This is a genomic window from Tateyamaria sp. GN1-10 (genome assembly GCF_055693845.1).
Genome location: NZ_JBVFUR010000004.1, coordinates 1789539 through 1813033, shown reverse-complemented (window position 1 = coordinate 1813033; position 23495 = coordinate 1789539). Strand labels below are relative to the sequence as shown.

The 23495-nt window shown below is 60.5% G+C and carries 24 protein-coding genes, 1 tRNA gene and 1 pseudogene; 13 read left to right on the top strand and 13 right to left on the bottom strand.

Going from position 1 to position 23495, the window contains the following annotated elements; translation table 11 throughout:
- The first annotated feature begins 113 nt into the window (after positions 1-113).
- Positions 114-1004, top strand: a complete 891-nt coding sequence (locus tag ACZ1HN_RS10720; protein ID WP_472727489.1) for a glycosyltransferase family 61 protein — start codon at positions 114-116, stop codon at positions 1002-1004.
- Here ACZ1HN_RS10720 and ACZ1HN_RS10715 read toward each other — a convergent pair.
- The 3 genes from ACZ1HN_RS10715 to ACZ1HN_RS10705 form a co-directional block, all read right to left on the bottom strand.
- The gene (locus tag ACZ1HN_RS10715; RefSeq protein ID WP_472729307.1) at positions 1001-1366 is read right to left on the bottom strand and encodes a RidA family protein; all 366 of its coding nucleotides are present in this window, start codon (positions 1364-1366) and stop codon (positions 1001-1003) included. The two genes, ACZ1HN_RS10720 and ACZ1HN_RS10715, sit on opposite strands and share 4 nt — an antisense overlap.
- Positions 1367-1492: 126 nt before the next feature.
- Complete coding sequence (gene clpX / locus ACZ1HN_RS10710; RefSeq protein ID WP_472727488.1) at positions 1493-2758, bottom strand: ATP-dependent Clp protease ATP-binding subunit ClpX; 1266 nt, start codon at positions 2756-2758, stop codon at positions 1493-1495.
- A 165-nt stretch (positions 2759-2923) separates the two neighbouring features.
- Positions 2924-3562 carry an ATP-dependent Clp protease proteolytic subunit gene (locus ACZ1HN_RS10705; protein ID WP_299209331.1) on the bottom strand — a complete coding sequence of 213 codons (639 nt, stop codon included), beginning with the start codon at positions 3560-3562 and terminating at the stop codon, positions 2924-2926.
- 129 nt (positions 3563-3691) lie between these two features.
- On the opposite strand from ACZ1HN_RS10705, the gene ACZ1HN_RS10700 reads away from it, so the two are divergent.
- On the top strand, positions 3692-4924 hold the full coding sequence (locus tag ACZ1HN_RS10700) for an FAD-binding domain-containing protein (protein WP_472727487.1): 1233 nt from the start codon (positions 3692-3694) through the stop codon (positions 4922-4924).
- Position 4925: 1 nt separating this feature from the next.
- Here ACZ1HN_RS10700 and ACZ1HN_RS10695 read toward each other — a convergent pair whose 3' ends face one another.
- Positions 4926-6038, bottom strand: a complete 1113-nt coding sequence (locus ACZ1HN_RS10695) for a zinc ABC transporter substrate-binding protein (RefSeq protein WP_472727486.1) — start codon at positions 6036-6038, stop codon at positions 4926-4928.
- A gap of 99 nt (positions 6039-6137) precedes the next feature.
- Here ACZ1HN_RS10695 and ACZ1HN_RS10690 point away from each other — a divergent pair, with 99 nt between their 5' ends.
- Genes ACZ1HN_RS10690 through ACZ1HN_RS10680 form a run of 3 tightly spaced genes read left to right on the top strand, consistent with a single transcriptional unit; the run spans position 6138 to position 8147 of the window.
- Entirely contained in the window at positions 6138-6623 is a 486-nt protein-coding gene (locus ACZ1HN_RS10690; protein ID WP_299703583.1) for a transcriptional repressor, read from the top strand.
- Positions 6614-7363: a metal ABC transporter ATP-binding protein gene (locus ACZ1HN_RS10685; RefSeq protein ID WP_299209343.1), complete on the top strand. Its 750-nt coding sequence runs from the start codon at positions 6614-6616 to the stop codon at positions 7361-7363. The genes ACZ1HN_RS10690 and ACZ1HN_RS10685 overlap by 10 nt, the downstream gene beginning before the upstream one ends.
- The gene (locus ACZ1HN_RS10680) at positions 7356-8147 is read left to right on the top strand and encodes a metal ABC transporter permease (protein ID WP_299604041.1); all 792 of its coding nucleotides are present in this window, start codon (positions 7356-7358) and stop codon (positions 8145-8147) included. The genes ACZ1HN_RS10685 and ACZ1HN_RS10680 overlap by 8 nt, the downstream gene beginning before the upstream one ends.
- Before the next feature lie 8 nt (positions 8148-8155).
- Here the strand turns inward: ACZ1HN_RS10680 and ACZ1HN_RS10675 are convergent, their stop codons facing one another.
- From ACZ1HN_RS10675 to ACZ1HN_RS10645, 7 genes are all read right to left on the bottom strand, one after another.
- Positions 8156-8845: an ABC transporter ATP-binding protein gene (locus ACZ1HN_RS10675; protein WP_472727485.1), complete on the bottom strand. Its 690-nt coding sequence runs from the start codon at positions 8843-8845 to the stop codon at positions 8156-8158.
- Positions 8842-9597: an ABC transporter ATP-binding protein gene (locus tag ACZ1HN_RS10670; protein ID WP_472727484.1), complete on the bottom strand. Its 756-nt coding sequence runs from the start codon at positions 9595-9597 to the stop codon at positions 8842-8844. Before ACZ1HN_RS10670 ends, ACZ1HN_RS10675 begins: the two co-directional genes overlap by 4 nt.
- Positions 9590-10573 carry a branched-chain amino acid ABC transporter permease gene (locus ACZ1HN_RS10665; RefSeq protein WP_472729306.1) on the bottom strand — a complete coding sequence of 328 codons (984 nt, stop codon included), beginning with the start codon at positions 10571-10573 and terminating at the stop codon, positions 9590-9592. Before ACZ1HN_RS10665 ends, ACZ1HN_RS10670 begins: the two co-directional genes overlap by 8 nt.
- A complete protein-coding gene (locus ACZ1HN_RS10660) occupies positions 10573-11490 on the bottom strand; it encodes a branched-chain amino acid ABC transporter permease (RefSeq protein WP_472727483.1) in 918 nt (305 codons plus the stop codon). The genes ACZ1HN_RS10665 and ACZ1HN_RS10660 overlap by 1 nt, the downstream gene beginning before the upstream one ends.
- An 88-nt stretch (positions 11491-11578) precedes the next feature.
- Positions 11579-12706: an ABC transporter substrate-binding protein gene (locus ACZ1HN_RS10655; RefSeq protein WP_472727482.1), complete on the bottom strand. Its 1128-nt coding sequence runs from the start codon at positions 12704-12706 to the stop codon at positions 11579-11581.
- Between the two features lie 84 nt (positions 12707-12790).
- A complete protein-coding gene (kynU, locus tag ACZ1HN_RS10650) occupies positions 12791-13975 on the bottom strand; it encodes a kynureninase (protein WP_472727481.1) in 1185 nt (394 codons plus the stop codon).
- Entirely contained in the window at positions 13976-14800 is an 825-nt protein-coding gene (locus ACZ1HN_RS10645; protein WP_472727480.1) for a tryptophan 2,3-dioxygenase, read from the bottom strand.
- 199 nt (positions 14801-14999) lie between these two features.
- Here ACZ1HN_RS10645 and ACZ1HN_RS10640 point away from each other — a divergent pair, with 199 nt between their 5' ends.
- Positions 15000-15614, top strand: a complete 615-nt coding sequence (locus ACZ1HN_RS10640) for a flavodoxin domain-containing protein (RefSeq protein WP_472727479.1) — start codon at positions 15000-15002, stop codon at positions 15612-15614.
- 145 nt (positions 15615-15759) lie between these two features.
- On the opposite strand, the gene ACZ1HN_RS10635 is transcribed toward ACZ1HN_RS10640, so the two are convergent.
- A tRNA-Ser gene (locus ACZ1HN_RS10635) sits at positions 15760-15849 on the bottom strand.
- Positions 15850-16063: 214 nt separating this feature from the next.
- On the opposite strand from ACZ1HN_RS10635, the gene ACZ1HN_RS10630 reads away from it, so the two are divergent.
- From ACZ1HN_RS10630 to ACZ1HN_RS10600, 7 genes and pseudogenes are all read left to right on the top strand, one after another.
- Entirely contained in the window at positions 16064-16987 is a 924-nt protein-coding gene (locus tag ACZ1HN_RS10630) for an SPOR domain-containing protein (RefSeq protein ID WP_472727478.1), read from the top strand.
- Positions 16988-17004: 17 nt separating this feature from the next.
- Entirely contained in the window at positions 17005-18171 is a 1167-nt protein-coding gene (locus ACZ1HN_RS10625; RefSeq protein ID WP_472727477.1) for a D-alanyl-D-alanine carboxypeptidase family protein, read from the top strand.
- On the top strand, positions 18168-18803 hold the full coding sequence (gene tmk / locus ACZ1HN_RS10620; RefSeq protein WP_299209372.1) for a dTMP kinase: 636 nt from the start codon (positions 18168-18170) through the stop codon (positions 18801-18803). Before ACZ1HN_RS10625 ends, tmk begins: the two co-directional genes overlap by 4 nt.
- Positions 18804-18874: 71 nt before the next feature.
- Positions 18875-19993, top strand: coding sequence for a DNA polymerase III subunit delta' (locus ACZ1HN_RS10615; protein ID WP_472727476.1), 1119 nt, complete (start codon positions 18875-18877; stop codon positions 19991-19993).
- Positions 19990-20791, top strand: a pseudogene (locus ACZ1HN_RS10610) (TatD family hydrolase). Before ACZ1HN_RS10615 ends, ACZ1HN_RS10610 begins: the two are co-directional and overlap by 4 nt.
- Positions 20788-21591 carry an MBL fold metallo-hydrolase gene (locus ACZ1HN_RS10605; RefSeq protein WP_472727475.1) on the top strand — a complete coding sequence of 268 codons (804 nt, stop codon included), beginning with the start codon at positions 20788-20790 and terminating at the stop codon, positions 21589-21591. The pseudogene ACZ1HN_RS10610 and the gene ACZ1HN_RS10605 overlap by 4 nt, the downstream one beginning before the upstream one ends.
- A gap of 67 nt (positions 21592-21658) precedes the next feature.
- Complete coding sequence (locus ACZ1HN_RS10600; protein ID WP_472727474.1) at positions 21659-22588, top strand: AEC family transporter; 930 nt, start codon at positions 21659-21661, stop codon at positions 22586-22588.
- Here ACZ1HN_RS10600 and ACZ1HN_RS10595 read toward each other — a convergent pair.
- The gene (locus ACZ1HN_RS10595; RefSeq protein ID WP_299603850.1) at positions 22545-23453 is read right to left on the bottom strand and encodes a YihY/virulence factor BrkB family protein; all 909 of its coding nucleotides are present in this window, start codon (positions 23451-23453) and stop codon (positions 22545-22547) included. The two genes, ACZ1HN_RS10600 and ACZ1HN_RS10595, sit on opposite strands and share 44 nt — an antisense overlap.
- Positions 23454-23495 lie beyond the last annotated feature (42 nt).

Below are 23495 nucleotides of genomic sequence, written 5' to 3'. Positions count from 1 at the left end.
CGATAGTCAAACCGAGTGAAACAAGTGGGTTCATCAGCTTGTCCGGCGTGCAGACGGCGCAAGGCCATGATGTTCCGATGGCCGCCCATTGGAGAAATCGAGGTCGCACGACCTTGCCGTTCGGTCCTCTGAACGACACGCCCAAGCCCTTGGCCGGGCGTTGGATCTGGGGGGTGCTGTATCGCAACTTCGCCCATTTCGTAGCTGAATCGCTTGGTCGCTTGTGGGCGTTGGATGCCGTTCAGGGCGATATCGACGGGATATTGTTTACACCCAGACGCCCCGACAGTCCGCTTTCACTGAAGTCATTTCAGAGTGATATGTTCGCCGCCATGGGCGTCAACGTCCCGATCAAGGTGCTTGGCAAACCGCGGCGTGTGGAGCAATTAATCGTCCCAGGCCAGGGTTTTGGTCTGGGGGCCATTGTCACGGGTACACCATCGTTTCGACGGTACCACGAAAACAACTTTGGCAAGGAAATTGCTCAAGACGGCGGTGAAAAACTCTATATCTCGCGGTCAAAGCTGTCTCTCGAAAAGGGTGGTTTGCTTGGCGAAAAGCAGATTGAAGAGCATCTAAGCGCCCAAGGATACGAGATTTTCCACCCGCAACATCACTCGGTCCGCGACCAGATCGCCCGTTACAAGGCCGCAAAGCAGGTGATTGCCTGCGAAGGCTCGGCACTGCATTTGACGGCGTTCTGCGGTGTTACAGACCAACGGGTTGCCGTGATCGCGCGTCGGAAATCCAGCGCAACAGGTATGATCACGCGGCATATTGAAGCTTTCTCGGGCAACAAGGCGTTGGTCATCTCCCACCTGAAGTCCATATGGGAACGTCCTGACACGCCGCGCGGACGTTTGGCCATGGGAGAACCGGAGATGGGGCAAATCCAGACGGCTCTTGTCGAGGATGGTTTTATCACTTCGGGAACGCCGTGGCGCGAGCTTGATCCAGATGACGTTCAAGCCGTTTTGAACAAGCGTTTCAAGAGCGTCGCTTAGTTCTGATTTGGCGCCAAAGCGGTGACTTCAATTTCGATCCTGTATTTTGGATCGATCAAACCACATTCAATCATCGTGGCCGCAGGGGGATGCGCACCAAAGGTGTCTTTCAAGACGGGCCAACATGGTTCGAACTCGTGTCGGTCCGGCAGCATGTAAGTCACGCGTACAACGTCTTTCCAATCCGCACCGGCCTCAGTCAAAGCAGTATGTATTATGTCCAGCGCGTTCTTGCACTGCTCAGTCACGGAGTCACCCGGCCCCACCGTGCCCGCAACATGAATCCATCCGCCGGCGACAACTGCGCGGCAGTACCCGATCTTTGGTTCAAACGCACCACCAGAATGAATACGTGAAATCATCATTGCGCTCCCCTTCAATGGCGCACGCAAAAGTGCGCCTTACCGTTTCAGTCGAGTGTCTCCGAACAACGTTCAAAAAAAGGCGGGTTTGAAACCCGCCTTACTCTTTGTCCCGCCATGTCAAAATCAGCTCGCTGAAGCTGGTTTTTTCTCTGCCTCGGCATGGATCATGAGGGGCGCCGCGTCGGACATTGCCGCTTCCTCATTCACGACAACTTCCGTGACGGACTCAAGGCCCGGCAATTCAAACATGGTATCGAGCAGAATGTCTTCAAGGATCGAACGCAGCCCCCGAGCACCTGTCTTGCGTTCGATTGCACGTTTGGCAATCGCGCTCAACGCATCTTCGGTGAAAGTCAGCGTCGTGTCTTCCAGCTCGAACAAGCGCTGGTATTGCTTGACCAGCGCGTTTTTGGGCTGCGTCAGGATAGTGACAAGCGCGTCCTCGTCCAAATCTTCGAGCGTGGCCAGAACAGGCAAACGGCCGACAAATTCCGGGATCAGGCCGAATTTCAGCAAGTCTTCTGGTTCAAGATCGGTAAAGATTTCACCCACGCCGCGTTCATCATTGCCGCGCACGTCAGCCCCAAAGCCCATGGCCGAGCCCTTGCCGCGCTGCGCAATGATCTTGTCAAGGCCCGCAAACGCGCCACCGCAGATGAACAGGATGTTAGTGGTGTCGACCTGCAGGAACTCCTGCTGCGGATGCTTGCGCCCACCTTGCGGCGGGACCGAAGCCACGGTGCCTTCCATCAGCTTCAGAAGCGCCTGCTGCACGCCTTCGCCCGACACGTCGCGGGTGATCGAAGGGTTTTCGGACTTGCGCGTAATCTTGTCGACCTCGTCGATATAGACGATGCCGCGCTGTGCACGCTCGACGTTATATTCAGATGACTGCAGCAGCTTGAGAATGATGTTCTCGACATCCTCACCCACATATCCAGCCTCGGTCAGCGTGGTTGCGTCTGCCATTGTGAACGGTACGTCCAGAATGCGCGCAAGAGTCTGGGCCAACAAGGTCTTGCCGCAGCCAGTGGGACCGATCAACAGGATGTTGGATTTCGCCAGTTCGATATCACCGCCCTTCTGAGCGTGATTCAGGCGTTTGTAGTGGTTGTGCACGGCCACCGACAACACGCGCTTGGCCATGGCCTGACCAATCACGTAGTCGTCGAGAACTTCGCAGATGTCCTTGGGCGTGGGTACGCCATCGGTGGACTTCAGACCCGAAGCCTTCGTCTCTTCCCGAATGATATCCATGCAAAGCTCGACACACTCGTCGCAAATGAAAACTGTTGGTCCCGCAATCAGCTTGCGGACCTCATGCTGGCTCTTGCCGCAGAAGCTGCAGTAGAGGGTATTCTTGCTGTCGCCGCCCGAGTTCGTGGCCATGTCGCGTCCTTCCCGGCAAATGCCGCCAATCCAGGTGCCGGAAATCTCCGGCGCGCCCCGCGTTGACCGTCAGCTTAGGACAGGCCCGCGGGGTCCACAATCGTCTTTTTACCTGACCTCGCGGCCAAATCACGCACCCCGTGAGGTGCGCGATCAGTTGATCAATTACTCGTCATCACCAGACTTGGCCCGCTCTTCGACGATCTCGTCGATGTGGCCCCAATCCTTGGCTTCTTCCGGTGTCATCCATGTATCACGGTCCAGCGCCTGCTGCACCGTTTCATAGTCCTGACCGGAATGCTTCACATACATCTGGTACATACGCTCGCGTGTGCGTTCGATGTGGCGGGCCGAGATCAGGATATCAGCCGCCATGCCCTGCGATCCGCCCGATGGCTGGTGCACCATCACTTCTGAATTTGGCAGGGCGAACCGCATGCCCGGCTCACCGCCGATGGCAATGGCTGACCCCATGGACGCCGCCATGCCGCAAATCAGAGTCGACACCTTCGGCTTGATGTATTGCATCGTGTCATAGATCGAAAAACCGGCCGTCACCTCGCCGCCGGGCGAGTTGATGTACATGCTGATTTCCTTGGACGGGTTTTCCGCTTCAAGGTGCAACAGCTGGGCCACGATCAGATGGCTCATGCCACTGTGGACCGGACCGTTGATGAATACGATCCGCTCCTTCAGGAGGCGCGAAAAGATGTCATAGGCCCGCTCGCCCCGGCTGGTCTGTTCAACCACCATGGGCACCAGGTTGTTGGTGAAATGTGCATATTGGTCGATGGGATCGCGCATAGTATTCTGCCTCGTCAGACTTCCGCGAGACCATACCCGCAGAGAAGTTACCCGAGTCTTAGTATCGGCGTTCGGGGGCTGCAAGGGCACGCGGACGCTTGAAGCTGTCGCACTGCCGCCTAGCTGAGCTTGCATGACCGAGGCTCTGACACGATTCCCCCGACACGCACCGCGGCACTTGAGCGCTTGAACAGGTTCCTGCCCCACGCAGGACGTGATTATGCAGCGCGCCGAAACTATGATCCGGGCCGCAATGGGCACGACGCTGTGTCGACCCTGTCGCCCTACATCCGTGCGCGCCTTGTGACCGAGGCGGACGTGTTGGAAGCGACACTGGCCCGCCACAGCGCAAAATCCGCGGAAAAGTTCATTCAGGAAGTGTACTGGCGCACCTATTGGAAAGGGTGGCTGGAGCTGCGGCCCGCCGTTTGGACACAGTACAAGACGGCTCTCAAAGGAGCGTTCAACAACGTGCAGACGCAGGCCGGCTTACGCGACAGGTGGGAAGCCGCATGCAAAGGTGAAACGGACATCGATTGCTTCAATACCTGGGCACAAGAGCTTGCTGAAACAGGATATCTGCACAATCACGCACGGATGTGGTTCGCATCCATCTGGATATTCACCCTGCGTTTGCCATGGGAATTGGGTGCCGACTTCTTTCTCCGGCATCTGCTTGATGGTGATCCGGCGTCCAACACGCTCAGCTGGCGGTGGGTGGCGGGTATCCAGACGCCCGGCAAGACATATCTGGCCCGCACGTCGAACATCTCAAAATATACCGAAGGTCGTTTTGCGCCGAAATGGCAATTGGCTGGCGAAGCACCTGCCCTCTCCGGACCACCCAAACCTGACATCATGCCTCTGTCTGATGACGATCTACCAACCTCGACAGCACGAACCGGCCTGATCCTCCATGACGACGATCTGAGCCCGGGCTTTATTCTGGATGCTGGCATCGCGCCGGTTGCGACAGCTGTCATTTCCACGCGGTCCGGCCTGTCCCCATTGTCGGTAGCGGATCATGTCACCGCGTTTGCGCACAGTGCTGCACAAGATACTGCAAATCGTTTTGACGCGCGTCTTGGTGCTGTTTCGCACCCCGCGCCTACGGCGGTTGCGCTCGCTTCTTGGGCAAAGGACGCTGGTTTGGATCAGATCGTGACGGCATACGCGCCGGTAGGACCGACTGCAGACATTCTGTCCCGATTGACTGCGACGGAGGACACGCCGCCCCCACGCACGGTGCGGCGCGCATATGATAGTTCTGCCTGGCCTCATGCGACCCACGGGTTCTTTCGATTCAAGGACAAGATCCCCCAACTACTGGGGGATCTTCGAGGGGTACGAGCGGCAGAATGATCTATTTCAGGCAGGCTGCCAGTGACGTAGCCATATTGCGGATCAAGGTTGCATAAAGGTCGGGACCAGGTTCAACCGACACACCGATGGGGTCGATCTCACCCACGCGCACATCGCCCAGCGCATTGATGATGCCCGGATTGAATTGTGGCTCAGTCAACGCGCAGACAGCGTCGAGCGCCTCGATCTCTTCGCCCAGCTCGGCAAGGCGCCGGGGGCTTGGGTCCTCGGCATCGGACGTAGAAACCGCCCCAACTGCAGCGACCCCAAAGCGCGTTTCAAAGTACTGATAGGCATCGTGGAACACGATGAACGGTTTGTCAGAAACAGGTTGCAACTCTTGTTCAATCTCTGCGGTCAGCGCTTTGATTTCGCTTCCGAAAGCTGTGGCGTTGTTTGCGTAAGCCTGCGCATTGTCGGGGTCGAGATGCCCAAGCTCTTCGGCAATCGCGGCCGCCCAGATCACTGCGTTTTGCGGATCGAGCCAAGCATGCGGGTCCACACCGTCAGCATGTGCATGGCCGTGACCATCATGGCCTGCTTCGTCATGCGATGCCTCTTCATGATCATCGTGCTTGTGTTCACCGTGCGCATGCTCATCTTCATGCGCGTGGTCGTCGTGGGCATGTTCATCGTGATCTGCGTGCTCATCGTGGCTGGCGTGCTCATCACCATGATCGTCGTGCTTATCATCGTCGTGATCTTCATGATCATGATCATCATGCTCTTCTTCACCATGCCCGTGATCATGCGCAGCGAAGGTCGCACCTTCCCGCAATTCCATGAGCCGGGTTGCAGGCAGTTTCAGCAGTTCGATCTTTTCAGCCCCCTCACCAAGGCTGTCCAACGGCCCTTCCAACCAAGGCGTAAGGCCATGCCCAACCCACACAATCAATTCCGCTTCATCCAGCGCACGCGCCTCAGAGGGTCGCAGGCTGTGGTCGTGCGGCGAGGCCCCAGTGGGCACGATCAGATCAGGCGTGCCGACCCCTTCCATTACAGCTGCTACGATGCTGTGCACGGGTGCAATGTCCACCGCCACGCGGGGCGCATCGGCCAGTGCTGTTGTGCCAAGCAGAACGGCCAAAGTTGTCGGAAGAAGAGTGCGCATCATTGCCCCTAAGTTGATATGTTATAACATTCAATCAGGGTTGCTATACGTCATAGTATAACATATCAACCCCCAAATCTGACGGCGCAGCCCCGAGGCCCCATGCCCACCCTTGGTTTTCACAAACACGACCATGCAAGTTGCATCAGCTCGACCCTTGAGCGGGCCGAGGCGCATTGTGTTGCGCACAATCTCAAGTTCACGCCTGTCCGAAAGCGCACATTGGAAATCCTGCTGGCCGAACACCGGGCACTTGGCGCCTATGACTTACTGGCTATGCTGTCGAAAGAAGGGTTGGGAACGGCGCCCCCCGTCGCCTATCGCGCATTGGACTTTCTGACCGGCGCCGGTTTTGCGCACAAGATCGAAGGGCTGAACGCCTATATCGCCTGCGCGCATCTGGGCGAGGATCACGCACCCGCGTTTCTGGTCTGTACCCGCTGCAAGACCGTGGCCGAAGCCGATACCGCCGCCGACAAGGGCCGTCTGGGACAGGCTGCCGCCGCAACCGGGTTCCAGATTGAAAAGACAGTGATCGAGGCCATGGGCATCTGCCCCGCCTGTGTGGAGGACGCCGCATGCGCCTGATGACCGCCGATGGGCTGACACTGGGGCATGGCACCACGCCAGTGCTCCGCGATGTCGATTTTCACATCGACCGGGGAGAGATTGTCACATTGGTCGGCCCCAACGGATCGGGCAAATCCACACTGGTCAAAGGGCTGATCGGTGCGATCCGCCCCATAAAAGGCCGAGTGGATCAGGTCCGCGGCCTGCGCGTCGGCTACGTGCCGCAAAGCCTTCAAATGGACGGGTTTCTTCCGCTGACCGTCTCGCGTTTCCTATGCCTGCCACACAGACATTCGGACGACGCCATGGCGCGCGCCTTGCAAGAGGCGGGCGTGCCCGATCTGGCCAAACGTCAGATGCGCGACCTGTCCGGCGGGCAGTTCCAGCGTGTTTTGCTGGCACGGGCCCTTCTAATGGAACCTGACATATTGATCCTGGATGAGGCCACCCAAGGCCTCGATCAACCCGGGGCCGCTGCCTTTTATCGCCAGATCGCAGATGTGCGTGACCAGTTGGGTTGCGCAGTGCTGATGGTCAGCCACGATCTGCACGTGGTCATGGCCGCTTCCGACCGGGTACTTTGCCTGAACGGCCACGTGTGCTGTCAGGGCACGCCGGACGTTGTGCAGGACGCGCCCGAATATCGCGCCCTGTTCGGAACCGGGACGCAAGGGGCCTTTGCCCTTTATCGTCACCAGCACGATCACCACCATCATCATCACGACCAAGACCACGGGCACGACCACGAAGATGCTTGACGATTTCCTTGTGCGCGCGGGCCTTGCCGGTGTCGGCACGGCCCTCGCCGCCGCCCCTCTTGGTTGCTTTGTCGTGTGGCGCCGCATGGCCTATTTCGGCGATGCTACGGCCCATGCCGCACTTCTGGGTGTCGCACTGTCCCTCGCCTTCCAAGGCCCAATCATGATCGGTGTGCTGGCGACGGCCCTCATCATGGCGACGCTGGTGCAATCCCTGTCGGGCCGTGGATTGGCCGAAGATACGCTGCTGGGCGTGATGGCACATGCAGCGTTGGCCGTCGGCCTCGTCGCCGTGTCCCTGTTGTCGGGCGTACGGGTGGACCTGATGAGCTACCTGTTCGGCGACATCCTTGCCGTGTCGAAGACCGACCTGGCTCTAATCTGGACCGGCGCCGCCGCCGTGGTCGGCCTGATCCTGTGGCGCTGGCAAAGACTACTCACAGCCACGCTGAATCCGGATCTTGCACAAGCCAGCGGAATCTCGGCCAAGACCGAACAACTGGTCCTGACGGTTGCCCTTGCCGTGACCGTTGCGGTGGCAATCAAGGTGGTCGGAGCGCTTCTGATCGGCGCCCTTCTGGTCATCCCGCCCGCCGTGGCACGCCCTCTCGCGCGCACGCCCGAGGTTATGGCACTGCTGACAGCGGGTATCGGCAGCTTGTCGGCGCTTGGTGGTTTGGGCGCGGCCTACCAGTTCGATACCCCGACCGGACCGACCATCGTCTGCGTCGCAGCCGGGCTGTTCATCATCACGACCTTGTTTGGCGCACGCACCCTTCGGTGACGCAACGATCAAACACCCAGATAGGTGTTTGCAACGTCGCCGGACACGTCGGCCATCGCACCGTGCCAGACCGAGCGGCCACGTTCTAGGATCACAGCATGATCCGCAATCCGGCCCAATTCGGCCAGCGACTTGTCCACCACCAGCAGCGAAAGCCCGGTGTCCCGGCGCACAGCATCCAGCGCCGCCCAGATCTCTTGCCGCACAACCGGGGCCAGCCCTTCAGTCGCTTCGTCCAGAAGCATCAGGCGCGGATTGGTCATCAGCGCCCGACCGATGGCCAGCATCTGCTGCTCACCACCCGACAAATGCCCCGCTAGTTGGCCTGACCGTTCCGCCAACCGGGGAAACAGACCCGTCACCTTGCGCAGATCCCATGCCCCCGGACGGGCCGCAGCGATCAGGTTCTCGCGGACCGTCAGTCGGGCAAACACGCGCCGCCCTTCAGGCACCAGCCCCAACCCGGCGCGAGCGGCCAAATGCGATGGAATGCGGGCCATGTCCCGTCCATCAAACTGCACTGTCCCCCGCGAGTGTTTCATCAGCCGGCAGATCACCCGGATCGCCGTGGACTTGCCCATGCCGTTTCGGCCCATGAGAGCCAGCACCTCGCCCTCCTCCACGGCCAGATCAACGCCAAACAGCGCTTGCGCCGCGCCATAGGCCGCTTCGATCCCCTCCAGACGCAACAGGCTCATGGCGCGTGTTCCTCGCCCAGATAGGCGGTGCGCACGTCCGCATTGCTCCGGATGTCAGCCGGTGTTCCCGTTGCGATCACCTTGCCGGACACCAGGACCGAAATGCGATCCGCGAGGGCAAAGACAGCATCCATGTCGTGCTCAACCAGCAGAATGGGTGCTTCGCTGCGCAAACCATCCAGAAACCCGGTCATGCGCGCCGATCCCTCCGCCCCCAGTCCTGCCATCGGTTCATCCATCAGGAATACCTTGGGGCGTAGGGTCAGTGCGACGGCCACCTCCAGCAGGCGGCGTTGCCCGTGGCTCAACTCTCCAACACGCATGTCGGCGACGTCAGACAGGCCGACGCGGTCCAAGGCCGCCTCGGCTTGGGCGCGCACGCCGCCATCCCGCATGACCGATCGCGCAAAGCGCCACACACGGCGCGACGCACCAACGACACCCAGAACAGTGTTCTGCAACACCGTGTTCTCCATTGCGAGCGCGCTGATCTGAAAGGTGCGACCCAAACCCGCACGGGCCCGCTCAGCCGTGCCAAGGGTGGTCATATCACGCCCATCGAACAGGATGCGGCCCGCGTCAGGGACAACGCCACCAGCAACTTGCTGGATCAAGGTCGACTTGCCCGCCCCGTTTGGTCCGATCAGCGCATGAATCTCCCCCGACAAAAGGGTCAGCGACACATCGTCCGTCGCACGCAACGCGCCAAAGGACTTGGATACCCCCTGTATGTCCAGCAGCGGATCAGCCATGCTGCCGCCCTCGCCCGGCCAAGGCGCCAATGACACCGCCTCGTGCAAAAAGGACAACAAACAGCAGGATGGCGCCCAGGTAGATCAACCAGAACTCACTAACCCCGCTCAGCAGATGCTCCAGCAGCACAAACAGACACGCCCCCACCACCGGCCCGAACAACCGGCCAATGCCACCCAGCACGATGAAGACAATGAACTCCCCCGACATCTGCCAACTGAACATGGTCGGCGACACAAAGCGGTTGAGGTCTGCAAACAGCGCCCCCGCCAGCCCCGTCACCGCACCGGAAATGACAAAGGCCACAAGGCGCAGATGAAACGGGCTAAGGCCCACGGTCTCAGCCCGCGCCGCGTTCTGCCGCGCGGTGCCAAGCGCCAGACCAAACGGGGACCGCTCAATGCGCCCCAAGATAAGCAGCACAACGGCCAGAACGGCGAACACAAGACCAAAGAACTGGATGGGATCAAGCGTATTGAGGCCAGGAAAACTGTTGCGCACATAGATGCTCAACCCGTCTTCACCGCCGTAGGCCGGCCAGGAAATGGTGAAGTAATAAAACATCTGCCCGAAGGCGAGCGTGATCATGATGAAGTAGACACCCGCCGTGCGCAGCGCCAGCAGACCAATCAGCAACGCCGCCAACGCACTGACAAAAACAGCCGTCAGCCAGATCACCGGCATGGACTTGGTGCCCTCGATCACGAACAGTCCAAGGTCCAGCGGCGCATAGCTTTGCGCGTGGCTCGCCAGAATGCCCATGGCATAGCCGCCCAGCCCGAAGAACACCGCGTGTCCAAGGCTCACCAGCCCGCCCAGACCAAGGGCAAGGTTCAGACCCACAGCCGCAAGGGCAAGGATCGCCGCACGCGTCGCAAGCGTGATCGTAAACGGCTCGTCCAACACAAGCGCAATGACAGCGACCGCAGGCAGCGCCAGAAAGACAAGGGTGTTCAGAACCGCCTCGCGCTGCATCATGCCGTCCCGTACAGGCCAGTTGGGCGAAAGATCAGAACCAACGCCATCAGGATGTAAATCGACATGGACGCCAGCGCGGACCCCACGGAGGTTGCCGCAGACGCGTCCATCACGCCACTCAGTGCAAGGGGCAACAGAACGCCGCCGAGCGTATCGGTCAAACCAACCAGAAGCGCACCGACCAGCGCGCCCTTGATCGACCCTATGCCACCAATGACGATCACAACAAAGGCAAGGATCAGGACAGGCTCCCCCATGCCGACCTGCACCGATTGGATGGCTCCAACCAAGGCTCCGGCCAGCCCAGCCAGCGCCGCACCCAACGCGAAGATCAACGTGTAAAGCTTTGATATATCAACACCAAGGGCTGCGATCATCTCACGATCACTCTCACCTGCGCGGATTTGGATCCCAATGCGGGTCCGTGCGATCAACAGGAATAACCCTACCGCAATCGCCAGCCCGACACCGATGATCAGCAATCGGTATGCGGGGTATTGAATCCCGCCGGGCAATGTAACCGGCCCCGCCAGTGCCGCAGGTACGTCCAGATAGAGCGGAAAGGACCCGAACGCCCAACGTGTCCCTTCGGACAAGATCAGGATCAGCGCAAAGGTGGCCAATACCTGATCCAGATGATCGCGATCATAGAGGCGGCGGATCACTCCAATTTCAATGATTACCCCCGCCGCAGCAGCTGCAATCAGGCTTGCCCCCAAAGCCAGCACAAAAGACCCGGTGGCCCCAGCAACCGCAGCCGCCGCAAAGGCCCCGATCATGTAGAGCGAGCCGTGCGCCAGATTGATCAGGCCCATGACGCCAAAAATCAGAGTCAAACCAGCCGCCATCAGGAACAGCATGATCCCCGATTGCAGCCCGTTCAGCACCTGCTCAATCAACAGAAGCGTCGTCATTCGCCCCGTCTTGCGAGATCACCTTTGCCTCGCAAGCCTCTCATTTTTATGGAAGGTATGGCCTCGGGCATAACCGAGACCAATCAGATCAAAGCTTGCAATCCACCGCATAAGGATCGCTGTGATCCGTCGCAGCCGTGCCGACGATCCTGTTGGTGACCAGATCACCTTCCTTGATCACTTCGCGCATGTAGATGTCCTGTACGGGGTGGTTGTTTGCCCCGAACGAGAATTTGCCGCGCACAGACTGAAAATCCGCCTCTTTCAACGCAGCACGGAAGGCATCGGCATCACCCACATCTGCCTTGGCCGCAGCCGAGGCCAGCAAAAGACCGGTATCAAAGCCCTGCGCCGCGTAGATCGACGGCAGACGGCCATACTCCGCCTCGAATGCCGCAACAAACTCGGCGTTGCCGGGGACATCCAGATCCTTGGACCAGTGCGCCGTGTTCTTGGCCCCCACGGCGGCATCGCCAATGGCGCCCAGAATGCCCTGATCAAAGCTGAAGGCAGGGCCGGACACGGGCTTGTCCACGCCCGATCCCGCATACTGCTTCATGAACGAAATCCCCATGCCTCCCGGCAGGAAGAAATAGATCTGGTCGGCATCGCTCGCCCGCATCTGCGCAATCTCGGCGGCATAGTCGGTCTGACCCAGCTTGGTATAGACCTCGGCCGCAATCTCGCCTTGGAAGGTGCGCTTGAAACCGGCCATGATGTCCTGCCCCGCAGGATAATTCGGGGCCATCAGGAACACTTTGCCTGCCTCACCACTCAGCGCCGTGCCCGCCGCTTCGGAGAACGCGTCGTTCTGCCAACTGACATTGAAATAGTTCTGATGACACCCCTTGCCCGCCAGCGCCGATGGACCCGCATTGGGCGACAGGTAAAACTTGCCCTGTGCTGTCGCCGCGGGCACCACCGCCATGGCCAGGTTCGACCAGATGATCCCGGTCATCACGTCTACCTTCTCGGACTGAATCATCTTGTCGGCCAGCTGCACCGCGATGTCAGGCTTGCGCTGATCATCCTCGATCACCAGTTCGATGCCGTCATTGCCTTTCACGGCCAACAGGAACCCGTCGCGCACGTCGATGCCAAGGCCCGCGCCACCGCCCGAAAGCGTTGTGATCATGCCAACCTTCACCCCATCGGCTTGCGCGCCCGCACCCAGGGCCGCGACGCAGGTCGCAGCCAGAAGCTGTTTGAATGTCATTGAAATCTCTCCCTTGTCTGCCGGGCTCTGACGGCCCGTCTTTCGCAACTATCAGGCGCTTATACGCACCCGTTCTGTCAAGCCCTAGGTCACCCTTTGGCGGGTCATAAAGGTCGGATCGTCCCACAACCGGTCTCGCATAACCGTTTCGATATGATCCACAGCCGCCAACACATCTGCTTCGTCCAGATAGAGCGGCGTAAAACCGAACCGCATGATGTCCGGCGCGCGGAAGTCCCCGATCACGCCCCGTGCAATCAGTGCCTGCATCGCCGCATAGCCATTCTCGAAGCCGAACGATACCTGACTGCCGCGCTGCGCTGCATCGCGCGGGCTGGCAAGGGTCAGCTCGGGCACGCGCGCCTCGATCTCGCGGATAAATACTTCCTGCAAAGCCACTGATGCGGCACGCAAATCTTGCATGTCGATGCCTTCCCACACCTCCAGGGCCGCCTCCAACGCGGTCAACTGGATCACCGGCGGTGTGCCGACCCGCATCCGCTCGATACCCGGCGCCGGGCGATAGTCAAGGTCGAAGGCAAAGGGCGCGTCATGCCCCAGCCACCCGGCCAGCGCCGGATCAACGCTGTCAGCCAAGTCAGGCCGCACATAGATAAATGCAGGCGCGCCCGGCCCACCGTTCAGATACTTGTAGGTACAGCCCACCGCGAATTCGCAAGCACAGGCAGCCAGATCAACGGGCAGCGCACCCGCGCTGTGCGCCAGATCCCAGATCATCACGGCCCCCGAACTGTGCGCCAGTTCCGTAATGGCCCCCATGTCATGTACCCGACCTGTACGATAATCGACCTGCGTCAGCATCACCGCCGCAATAGTGTCGTCAATAGCTTCCGCAACCGCCTCGGGCTCGACCACGCGCAGCTCGTACCCACCATCCAGCATCTGGATCAGGCCTTGCGCCATGTAAAGATCGGTAGGGAAGTTACCGGAATCACTCAGAATAACCTTGCGATCCGGCCGCATCTTAAGAGCGGCAGCCAGTGCCTGATAAACCTTGATCGACAGCGTATCGCCCATCACGACCGAGCCTGCGGGCGCACCGATCAACCGACCCACCATATCTCCGACCCGGCTCGGTTGTGCCATCCAACCGGCACTGTTCCACCCCTTGATCAGCTGCGCGCCCCATTCATCCTGCATCATCTCGGCCACGCGCGCCTTGGCATTCCGCGGCAGCGGGCCAAGAGAGTTGCCATCAAGATAGATGACACCCTCAGGCAGATCGAAAAACTCTTTTCTCAAAACCATCTACAGGGCCCCTCTCACATTCCAAAGCTCAGGAAACAGAACAACGTCCAGCATCTTGCGCAAATAGCTGACCCCGGCCGTTCCGCCAGTGCCGCGCTTGAAGCCGATAATGCGCTCGACCGTGGTGACATGGTTGAATCGCCAGCGACGGAAATAGTCCTCAAGATCCACCAGCTTCTCAGCAAGTTCATAAAGCTCCCAATGGGTTGCTGGATCTTCATAAACTTTTCGCCACAAATCCTGCACGAGATCGCGCGCAGCCCACGGCCCGGTGTGCGCCTCCCCCGCCAGATCGGTCGCGTCAAAATGACTGCCCAATCGGGCCAATGCCACCTGATACAGGCTCGGGCGCGCCAACTCCGCGGACAAGATGGCGAACGCCTCGGGCCGATGTTCATGCACCTTGGACACGGCAAGCTGCCGGTTGCCTAACACGTACTCGATCAATCGATACTGATGCGACTGAAAGCCCGATGAATTGCCAAGGCTGGGTCGAAAAGTCGTGTATTCACTGGGAGTCATCGTGCGCAGCACATCCCACGCCCCATTGAGTTGCTCAAATATGCGCGCCACCCGCGTCAGCATCTTGAAGGCCGGGGCCAGTTCACCGCCCGCAATTGCGTCCCGGGCCGAGTTCAACTCATGGATGGCCAACCGCATCCACAGCTCGGATGTCTGGTGCTGGATGATGAACAGCATCTCGTCATGGGCGTCCGAACGCGGATGCTGGGCAGTCAGCAGCGCGTCCAGCTCAAGATAATCGCCGTAAGACATATCGCCTTTGAAATCGAGCTTGGCACCATGGTGTTCGTCATTGCCGGTCATTGCGTGTCTCCCCCGCACGATAATGTTCAGGCACGCGGCGATGTCCATAGCAGCACATGACGGAAAGCCCCGAACGCAACCGATGTGATGCAACCGGTTTTCAAAATCCGGCCCCATCAGCAGCCACGCCGTTGAAGTCCAACCACCCAGTATTCCCGGCCCAAAGGCACGCGCGCTGATAAAACCCGCCCTATTTGACATGGGACAAGTCAACGTGGCGGCGAGTGGCCTAATATCTCCAACGAGAGGTAAAGCCATGACCATTTTGATCGCATTTGGAACGGTCGAAGGACAAACGCGCAAAATCGCGCAATTTGTGGACGACCAGCTTCGCAAAGCCGGACAGGAAACGGTCCTGTTTGATACGGACGAAAGGACCGAAGGGTTGGCGTTTGATGGCGTCGACAAGGTCATACTTGCGGCATCAGTCCATGAGAGACGCCATCCAAAGCCGTTTGAGATCTTCGTCGCGAGCAGTCGCCAGGATCTGGCCAAACGACCAACACTGCTTTTGTCTATAAGCTTGAAAGCCGCATTCCCGGACGGTCGGGAAGAAGCGCAGGACTACGTGGATGAAATGAAGCTTCGCACTGGTCTCACCACCACCCGTGAACTTTTGGTGGCCGGAGCCATTCGCTCGGACAGCTACGACTTTTACGCGTCGCAGGTCTTGCACCACGTTGTTTTGTCGGATCAGACGTTCGATCCCTCGGCACGTGATTACGAGTTCACGGACTGGGACGAACTCGGTTCATGCGTTGCCGACTTTTTGTTGAACGATGCAGCCGGCCTACACGACGAAACCGCAACCTAGTCCGCAGCAGTCCAAAACAACACTTTTCAAGGCTTGTGGCTGCCTTGGCTTCAAACGGGTCATTGGTGCCCATCGCGCCACAGGCCCTCTCGGTCAGTCACTGACGCAAGCGGCAAACGCGCCTGAACTCTTGCAGTGGGACCAGTGGCGGAGGCTGTGGGATTCGAACCCACGGGACGCTCTCACGCCCAACGGTTTTCAAGACCGCCGCATTCGACCACTCTGCCAAACCTCCGGTGGACCCGCTTTATGCGGGCACACGTGATTCGGCAAACCCCACATCCAAGGGAAAAATCGCCGACAAACGAATCACATGCTTTTCAGATCGGGCGGATCAGGCTATGGTTGCGTCAGAACCCTGCCATAGTGGGGCAAATCGCTGTGTCGGACGCGACACCAATAGAGCCCAAAAATGGGCATACAGGCAACAGCAGGCAAGGACTTGGTCCATGAGCAGATATTCTTCCCGTTTCACATTTCGCAGCAGCACCGCCCTCCTCCTCGCCATTGGCCTGTTGGCCGGATGCGACGAAAGCGGTCAGTTTGTGGCGATGGACGCGCTCAAACGCTCCAACACCTCGGTCGAGGGCACGGCACAGGACGCCACGTCGATCAAGACCGTCGAACGGGACGTGGAAGCGCCCGACGTCTTCTCTGCAACTGAGGCCGGCCTGTGGGACGGACGTCCCTCTCTGGGCGGTGTCTGGGTCGCGCACCCCGACGTGACCGAGCCTGAGCGCGTCATCATCCGCAACACCGAAAACGACAAGTTTGTCGTCGGCGCACTGTTCCGCCGGGAACGCGATATTCCCGGCCCGCGCCTGCAGATCAGCTCGGACGCGGCCGAAGCGCTGAGCATGCTGGCCGGTGCACCATCCCAGCTGAACGTGACAGCCCTTCGCAAGGAAGAAGTGGCTGTTGAGCCCGAATTGACCGAAGCCGCCGCAGCCGTAGCCGCACCGGCGGACATCACTGAAACACCCCTCGATCCAATCGAAAGCGCGGCCGCGGTGCTTGATGCACCAGTCGAAGCCGAAACCGCAGCGGCTGCAGCGCCCACAGCCGCGCAGGGCATCCAGCCCGCTCCGACACCCACCGCGATCCCTGCGGCTGCAACAACGCGGCCCACCGCTTCCAAACTGGACAAGCCGTTCATCCAGATCGGCATCTTCTCGGTTCAGGCCAATGCCGACCGGACCGCCACGCAAATGCGCAATGCAGGGGTCATCCCCACCGTGAAAACCTTTGAGCGCGACGGCAAATCGTTCTGGCGCGTTGTTGTTGGCCCCGCCGGCACATCCTCGGAACGCAGCCAGCTGCTGACCAAGATCAAGGACGAAGGGTTCACGGACGCATACGCCGTCACCAACTGACCAGGAGCATAACCCCCGTGATCCGCCCTCTTGCCGCCGCCGCCCTTTTGATTGCAACCACCGCGCTGCCTGTCACCGCGTTTGAGACGCGCGCGTCAGCTGCCTATGTCATCGATCATACGACCGGCACGGTGCTGCTGAACAAGAACGCGGATGATCCGCTGCCGCCTGCGTCCATGTCCAAGCTGATGACGCTCTATATGGCATTCGAGGCGATTGAACGTGGCCAAATGTCCATGACGGACGAATTGGTCGTGTCGGCACATGCCAACAGCTTTGGCGGCTCAACCCTGTTTTTGAAACAGGGCGAACGGGTCACGGTCGAGGATTTGATCCGCGGCATCATCGTCCTGTCGGGCAATGATGCCTGCGTCGTGATCGCCGAAGCCCTTAGCCCGGACGGGACCGAAGCGGGCTTTGCCCGCCTGATGACCCGCCGCGCGCAAGAGATGGGGATGACGAACTCGACCTTCGCCAATTCAAGCGGCTGGCCTGCCGCAGGCCACCTTATGTCCATGCGGGACCTGGGCCTTCTGTCGCAGCGTCTGATTGCGGACTATCCCGAATACTACCCTATGTTTTCGGAAACCGAGTTCCTGTTTGACGAAGAAGAAAGCTCGAACCGGTACAACCGGAACCCACTGCTCACGCTTGGCATCGGCGCGGACGGCCTGAAAACCGGCCATACGGAAGAGGCTGGCTACGGCCTCACCGGCTCGGCCAAGCAAGGGGACCGCCGCGTTGTGTTCGTGATCTCGGGCCTTGATACGGCCGCAGGACGGGCACAGGAATCCGAAGCCATCGTAAACTGGGCCTTCCGTCAATTTGCCGAACGCACCGTCGTCGAAAGCGGGTCCCGCGTTGCCACCGCACGGGTCTGGGAAGGGGCGGAACCCGAAGTCGGGCTTGTCCCGCAAGAGGACGTGACCATCCTCCTGCCTATTCTTGCTGGCAAAACCGTGGATGCTGAAGTGGTCTATACCGGCCCGATCCAGGCCCCCATTTCCGAAGGGACAGAACTGGCCGAGCTGGTCATCCAACCCGAAGGTTTGCCCGAAGTACGTATTCCCCTGGTGGCCGAAGCCGACATCGCCCATGGCGGCTTCCTGGCCAAGCTTTCTACCGCAGCCCTGTCGCTGATTGAACGGATGAATTCAGGCAACACAGCCGAAGGTGACGTGTGACGTCCAAAGGGCACTTTATCACCTTCGAAGGCATTGATGGTTCCGGCAAATCCACGCAAGCGCGGATGCTGGCGGATCGTTTGCGTGACGAAGGCCACGATGTTGTTCTGACACGCGAACCCGGCGGCAGCCCAGGGGCCGAGGAAATCCGCGCGCTTGTCCTGCAAGGGGACCCCGACCGCTGGTCCGCCGAAACCGAGCTTTTGCTGTTCACAGCAGCCCGCCGGGACCACATGGAACGGTTGATCCAACCTGCGATCGACGCGGGCCAGATCGTCATCTGCGACCGCTTTGCCGACAGCACACGCATGTATCAGGGCCTCAGCCGGGGCGATCTGCGCTCAAAGGTCGATGTGCTGCACGACCTCATGATTGCGCGCGAACCCGACCTGACCATCCTGATCGACATGGACCCCGCACAGGGGCTGGCCCGCGCAAAGGGGCGTCAGGGAGTAGAGGAGCGGTTCGAGGATTTCGGCGCCGACCTGCAAAAGAAAATGCGCGCAGGCTTTCTCACCCTCGCCACTGAGTTTTCGGATCGCTTCCGCACCATTGATGGCGCGCGCGCCATCAACAACGTGGCCACCGACGTGCATGCCACGACCATGACCTATCTGGCTTCTTCTGACTGAAAACACGACGGGGGACGGCGCGGATGCGCCGGGGGCTGGCCCCCTCCCCGCTCCGATGCTAGAGCAATCCCATGGCTGACGAGACCCAAGACCCAACCCGCGTTCCCGGCGCACCGCACCCGCGCGAGACGCAGACGCTGATTGGCCAGGACGCGGCACAACAGACATTCCTAGACGCGTTCAACACCGGCCGCCTGCACCATGCGTGGCTGCTCACCGGCCCGCGCGGCGTGGGCAAGGCCACGCTGGCCTGGCGCATCGCCCGCTTTCTGCTCGCCACACCCGACCCGGACCCCGACGATATGTTTGGCGCCCCCGTACCCGCGACGCTCGATGTCTCGCCAGATCACCCCGTCGCACACCGCATCGCGGCAGGCGCAGACCCGGGCCTCAAATCCGTACACCGGACCGAAAACGAAAAGACCAAGCGGATGCGCGACCAGATCACCATCGACGATATCCGCGCACTTGGCTCGTTCTTCCAACTGTCCTCGACCGATGGCGGACGCCGGGTGGTCATCATCGATGCCGCTGACGACATGAACGTGAACGCAGCCAACGCGCTCCTGAAGATGCTGGAAGAGCCGCCGGCCCGCACCACGCTCCTGCTGATCTGCCACCAACCCAGCCGCCTTTTGCCGACAATCCGGTCGCGCTGCCGTACACTCAGGCTCGGCACGCTCAGCTCCACCCAGATGGAACATGCGATGGCGCAAGCGGGCATTGACCCGGGCGCTGATGCTGCCGCACTTGCCGAACTCAGCGCCGGATCGGTGGGCGACGCGCTGCGCTTGTCCCTGCTCGATGGGCTCAAGCTCTACCGCGAAGTCATCCACCTGCTGGGCACCCTTCCAAATCTCGACCGCGCCCGCGCGCTGGCCCTTGCCGAAGCCGCGGCAGGCCGCGGGGCCGAAGAAAAGCTCGACCTGCTCTACACACTCATTGACGTGGCCCTTGGCCGCCTCGCCCGCACCGGCGCCCTCGGCCAGCCCCCGCAGGTCGAGGCCGCCCCGGACGAGGCTGCGACCCTTACGCGGCTGGCCCCGAACGCGGCCCAAGCCCGCGCCTGGGCCGACACCGCGCAACAGGCTCTCGCCCGCGCACGCCATGGTCGGGCGGTCAACCTTGACCCTGCCGCCCTCGTCCTAGATACGCTGTTCAAGCTTACCGACACGGCCCCTGCCCGATGACGCCAGAAATCACCGACAGCCACTGCCACCTCGACTTCCCTGATTTCGACGGACAGCTGCCCCAGATCATCCAGAACGCCGCCGACGCGGGCGTCACCCGCATGGTCACGATCTGCACCAAGCTGCGGCTTGAACGGCAGGTGCGCGCCATTGCCGAAGCACATGCGCCGGTCTTTTATGCGGCAGGCACCCACCCGATGAGCGCAGCGGACGAGCCGCTGGCCACCACAGATCAGCTGATCGCGCTGACAGACCACCCCAAATCTCGTCGGCATCGGTGAGTCTGGCCTCGATTACCACTACACATCCGACAGCGCGGACATTCAGAAAACGTCCCTGCGCATCCATATCGATGCCGCACGGCAAACCGGCCTACCCCTGATCATCCACGCCCGTGCAGCGGATGACGACATGGCCCAAATCCTGACCGAGGAATACAGGCAAGGTGCCTATACCTGCGTCATGCACTGCTTTTCGTCGTCCAAAGCACTGGCCCACGCAGCACTCGATCTGGGCTTTTACCTCAGCATGTCCGGCATCACGGCCTTCCCCAAATCGCAAGAACTGCGGGACATCTTTGCCGAAGCGCCGATGGACCGCATCCTCGTGGAAACAGACGCGCCATACCTCGCGCCGCCACCCCACCGCGGCAAGCGAAACGAACCGGCCTACACCGCGCATACGGCACGCAAAGGGGCCGAAACGATGGGCCTCGACTACGCCGACTTCGCCGCGCAGACACAAAAGAACTTCGACCGCTTGTTCTCCAAGGCGGCGGCCTACACAGTGCCCGCATGAGCGACACCATAACCTTCACGATCCTGGGCTGCGGCTCCTCCGGCGGTGTGCCCCGGCTGGGCGGACACTGGGGCGCCTGTGACCCCAAAAACTGGAAAAACCGCCGCCAGCGCTGCTCGCTGCTGGTCGAACGGAAAAGCGATGCAGGCACCACAACCGTCCTAGTCGACACGTCCCCCGACCTGCGCAACCAACTGCTGAACACCAACACCGGCAGGCTCGACGGCGTGATCTACACCCACGCCCATGCGGATCATGTCCACGGGATAGACGACCTGCGTATGATCGTCTTCAACATGCGCGAACGGCTGCAGGTCTGGGCGGATGGCGACACGCAACATGACCTGATCAGCCGCTTCGGATACGCCTTCGTACAGCCCAAAGGCTCACCCTACCCCCCGATCCTCGAACTCAACACGATCAATGGCGACACGGTGATCGACGGCGCCGGCGGGCCGATCACCTTTACCCCGTTCAAGGTGAACCACGGCAGCATCGACGCGCTTGGCTTCCGCATCGGCGACGTGGCCTATCTGCCCGACGTGGCACAGATCCCGGATGCGGTGTGGGGCCAACTCGACAACCTCGACACCTGGATTGTCGACGCACTGCGCCGCGACCCGCACCCGACACACAGCCACCTCGCAAACACGCTTGAATGGATCGACCGGGTCAAACCCCGCCGCGCGATCCTCACGAACATGCATATTGACCTCGATTACGACACGGTCCTGTCCGAAACGCCCAGCCACATCGAACCCGCCTATGACGGGCTGACGGTGACGCGCCCCGTGTCCTGACCTTCCCTGTTTCAAAAAATCCCCGCCGGAGGCTCCCGCCCTCTGACGCCGCCGCAAAGGCCCGACCATGCAAGCGCTCCTCGACGTCATCCTGCCAGTCTTCCTGGTGATCGGGTTCGGCTATGTCGCGGTCTGGCGCGGGGTGTTCAGCCCGCAAGGCATCGACGCGCTGATGAAATTCAGCCAGAACTTCGCCATCCCCTGCCTGCTCTTCTCGGCCATCGCCACGCTCGACCTGTCCACGAGCCTCGACATCCGCCTGCTCGGCAGTTTCTACGCCGGTGCAGCGACAGGCTTTGCGCTCGGCACGGCCGGGGCGTACTTTATCTTCAAACGAGATATCGAGGACAGCATCGCCATTGGCTTCTGCTGCCTTTTCTCCAACTCGGTCCTCTTGGGGCTGGCCATCAACGAACGGGCCTATGGTGCGGATGCCCTCGCCGGAGCCTACGCGATCATCGCCTTCCACTCACCCTTTTGCTACGGGCTGGGCATCACCGCGATGGAGATTGCGCGCAACCGCGGTCAAAGCCCACTTGTCATGGCACGCGGCGTGGTCCGTGCAATGTTCCGCAATGTGCTGGTGCTGGCGATCATGGCAGGGTTCATCGTGAACCTCAGCGGGATCACCCTGCCCGGCGTGCTCAGCGACGGGCTAGACCTCGTGATCCGGGCAGCCCTGCCCACCGCGCTCTTTGCCCTTGGCGGAGTGCTGATCCAGTACAAGCCCGAGGGCGACGCGCGGGTGATCGCGATGGTCTGCGCGATCTCACTGCTCATCCATCCCGCCATCACCTTCACGCTGGGCAACGCCCTTTCAGTGCCGACAGACGCCTACAAGGCTGCCGTCCTGACAGCCGCGATGGCCCCGGGGGTCAACGGCTATATCTTCGCAAACATGTACGGACGGGCCAAGCGTGTGGCCGCCACCTCCGTTCTGGTGGCAACCGCGCTCACGATCCTGACGGCGTGGATGTGGCTGGTGGCTCTGGGATAGCCAACTTGGCGCGACGTGCCCGGGCCAGTTCGGCATTCAAAGCCCCCCCGAGCAGCACCAGATAGGCGCTGATGAACAACCACATCAGCATCACGATCACCGCCCCGATCGAACCATAGATTTCATTGTACCGGCCAAAGTTCTGCAAATAGATGGAAAATCCGCTCGACGCGGCAATCCAACAGATGACGGCAAAGACAACGCCGGGTGAAATCAGGCGCGGGCGCCTCCCCTCCAAGTTCGGACCCAGCCGATAGATCACGGCAAACCCCACCAACAGAACCCCAATACCCACGCCCCAGCGCAACAGCTCAACCCCAAGGTTGGCCCAAGGCCCCAAGGGCAGAAACGCAAGGACAACCGGCACCACCACAATGCATGCCATCGCGATAAGGACAACGCCGATCAGGCTCAGCGTCAGCAGAAAAGCCCGTAGATACTGCGACAGCCCCGACCGGTTCGGCGCATCGTAAATAGCGTTCAATCCCTGCATGAGCGCGGCAACCCCCGCACGCGCCGACCACAGGGCAAACCCAAAGGACAACAGCGACGCCCACCCAAGGGTCAGACCATCCGTCGTTGCCAGTTTGGTCAATTGGGCCGTGAGCAGGACATAAACATCCGACGGAATCAGCGCCCGAAATTCTTCAATCTGCTCCAGCGCAAGGGCCGGATCGCCGATCATCCCCCACAAGGCAATGGTCGCCGCAATGCCCGGAAACACCGCAAGGATGGCATAGAACGCGACGCCCGCCGCGATCAGGCCCAGATGCTTTTCATCGTTCAACCGTGCCACATGGGTTATGGCGCGCCACCACAGGGCGACGTCCTTGGGCGGTCTGTCTGTTGTTTCCGGATGCATCATACCGGGCCGAAGGTATGGAACCCGCACGCGTTTCTCAACACT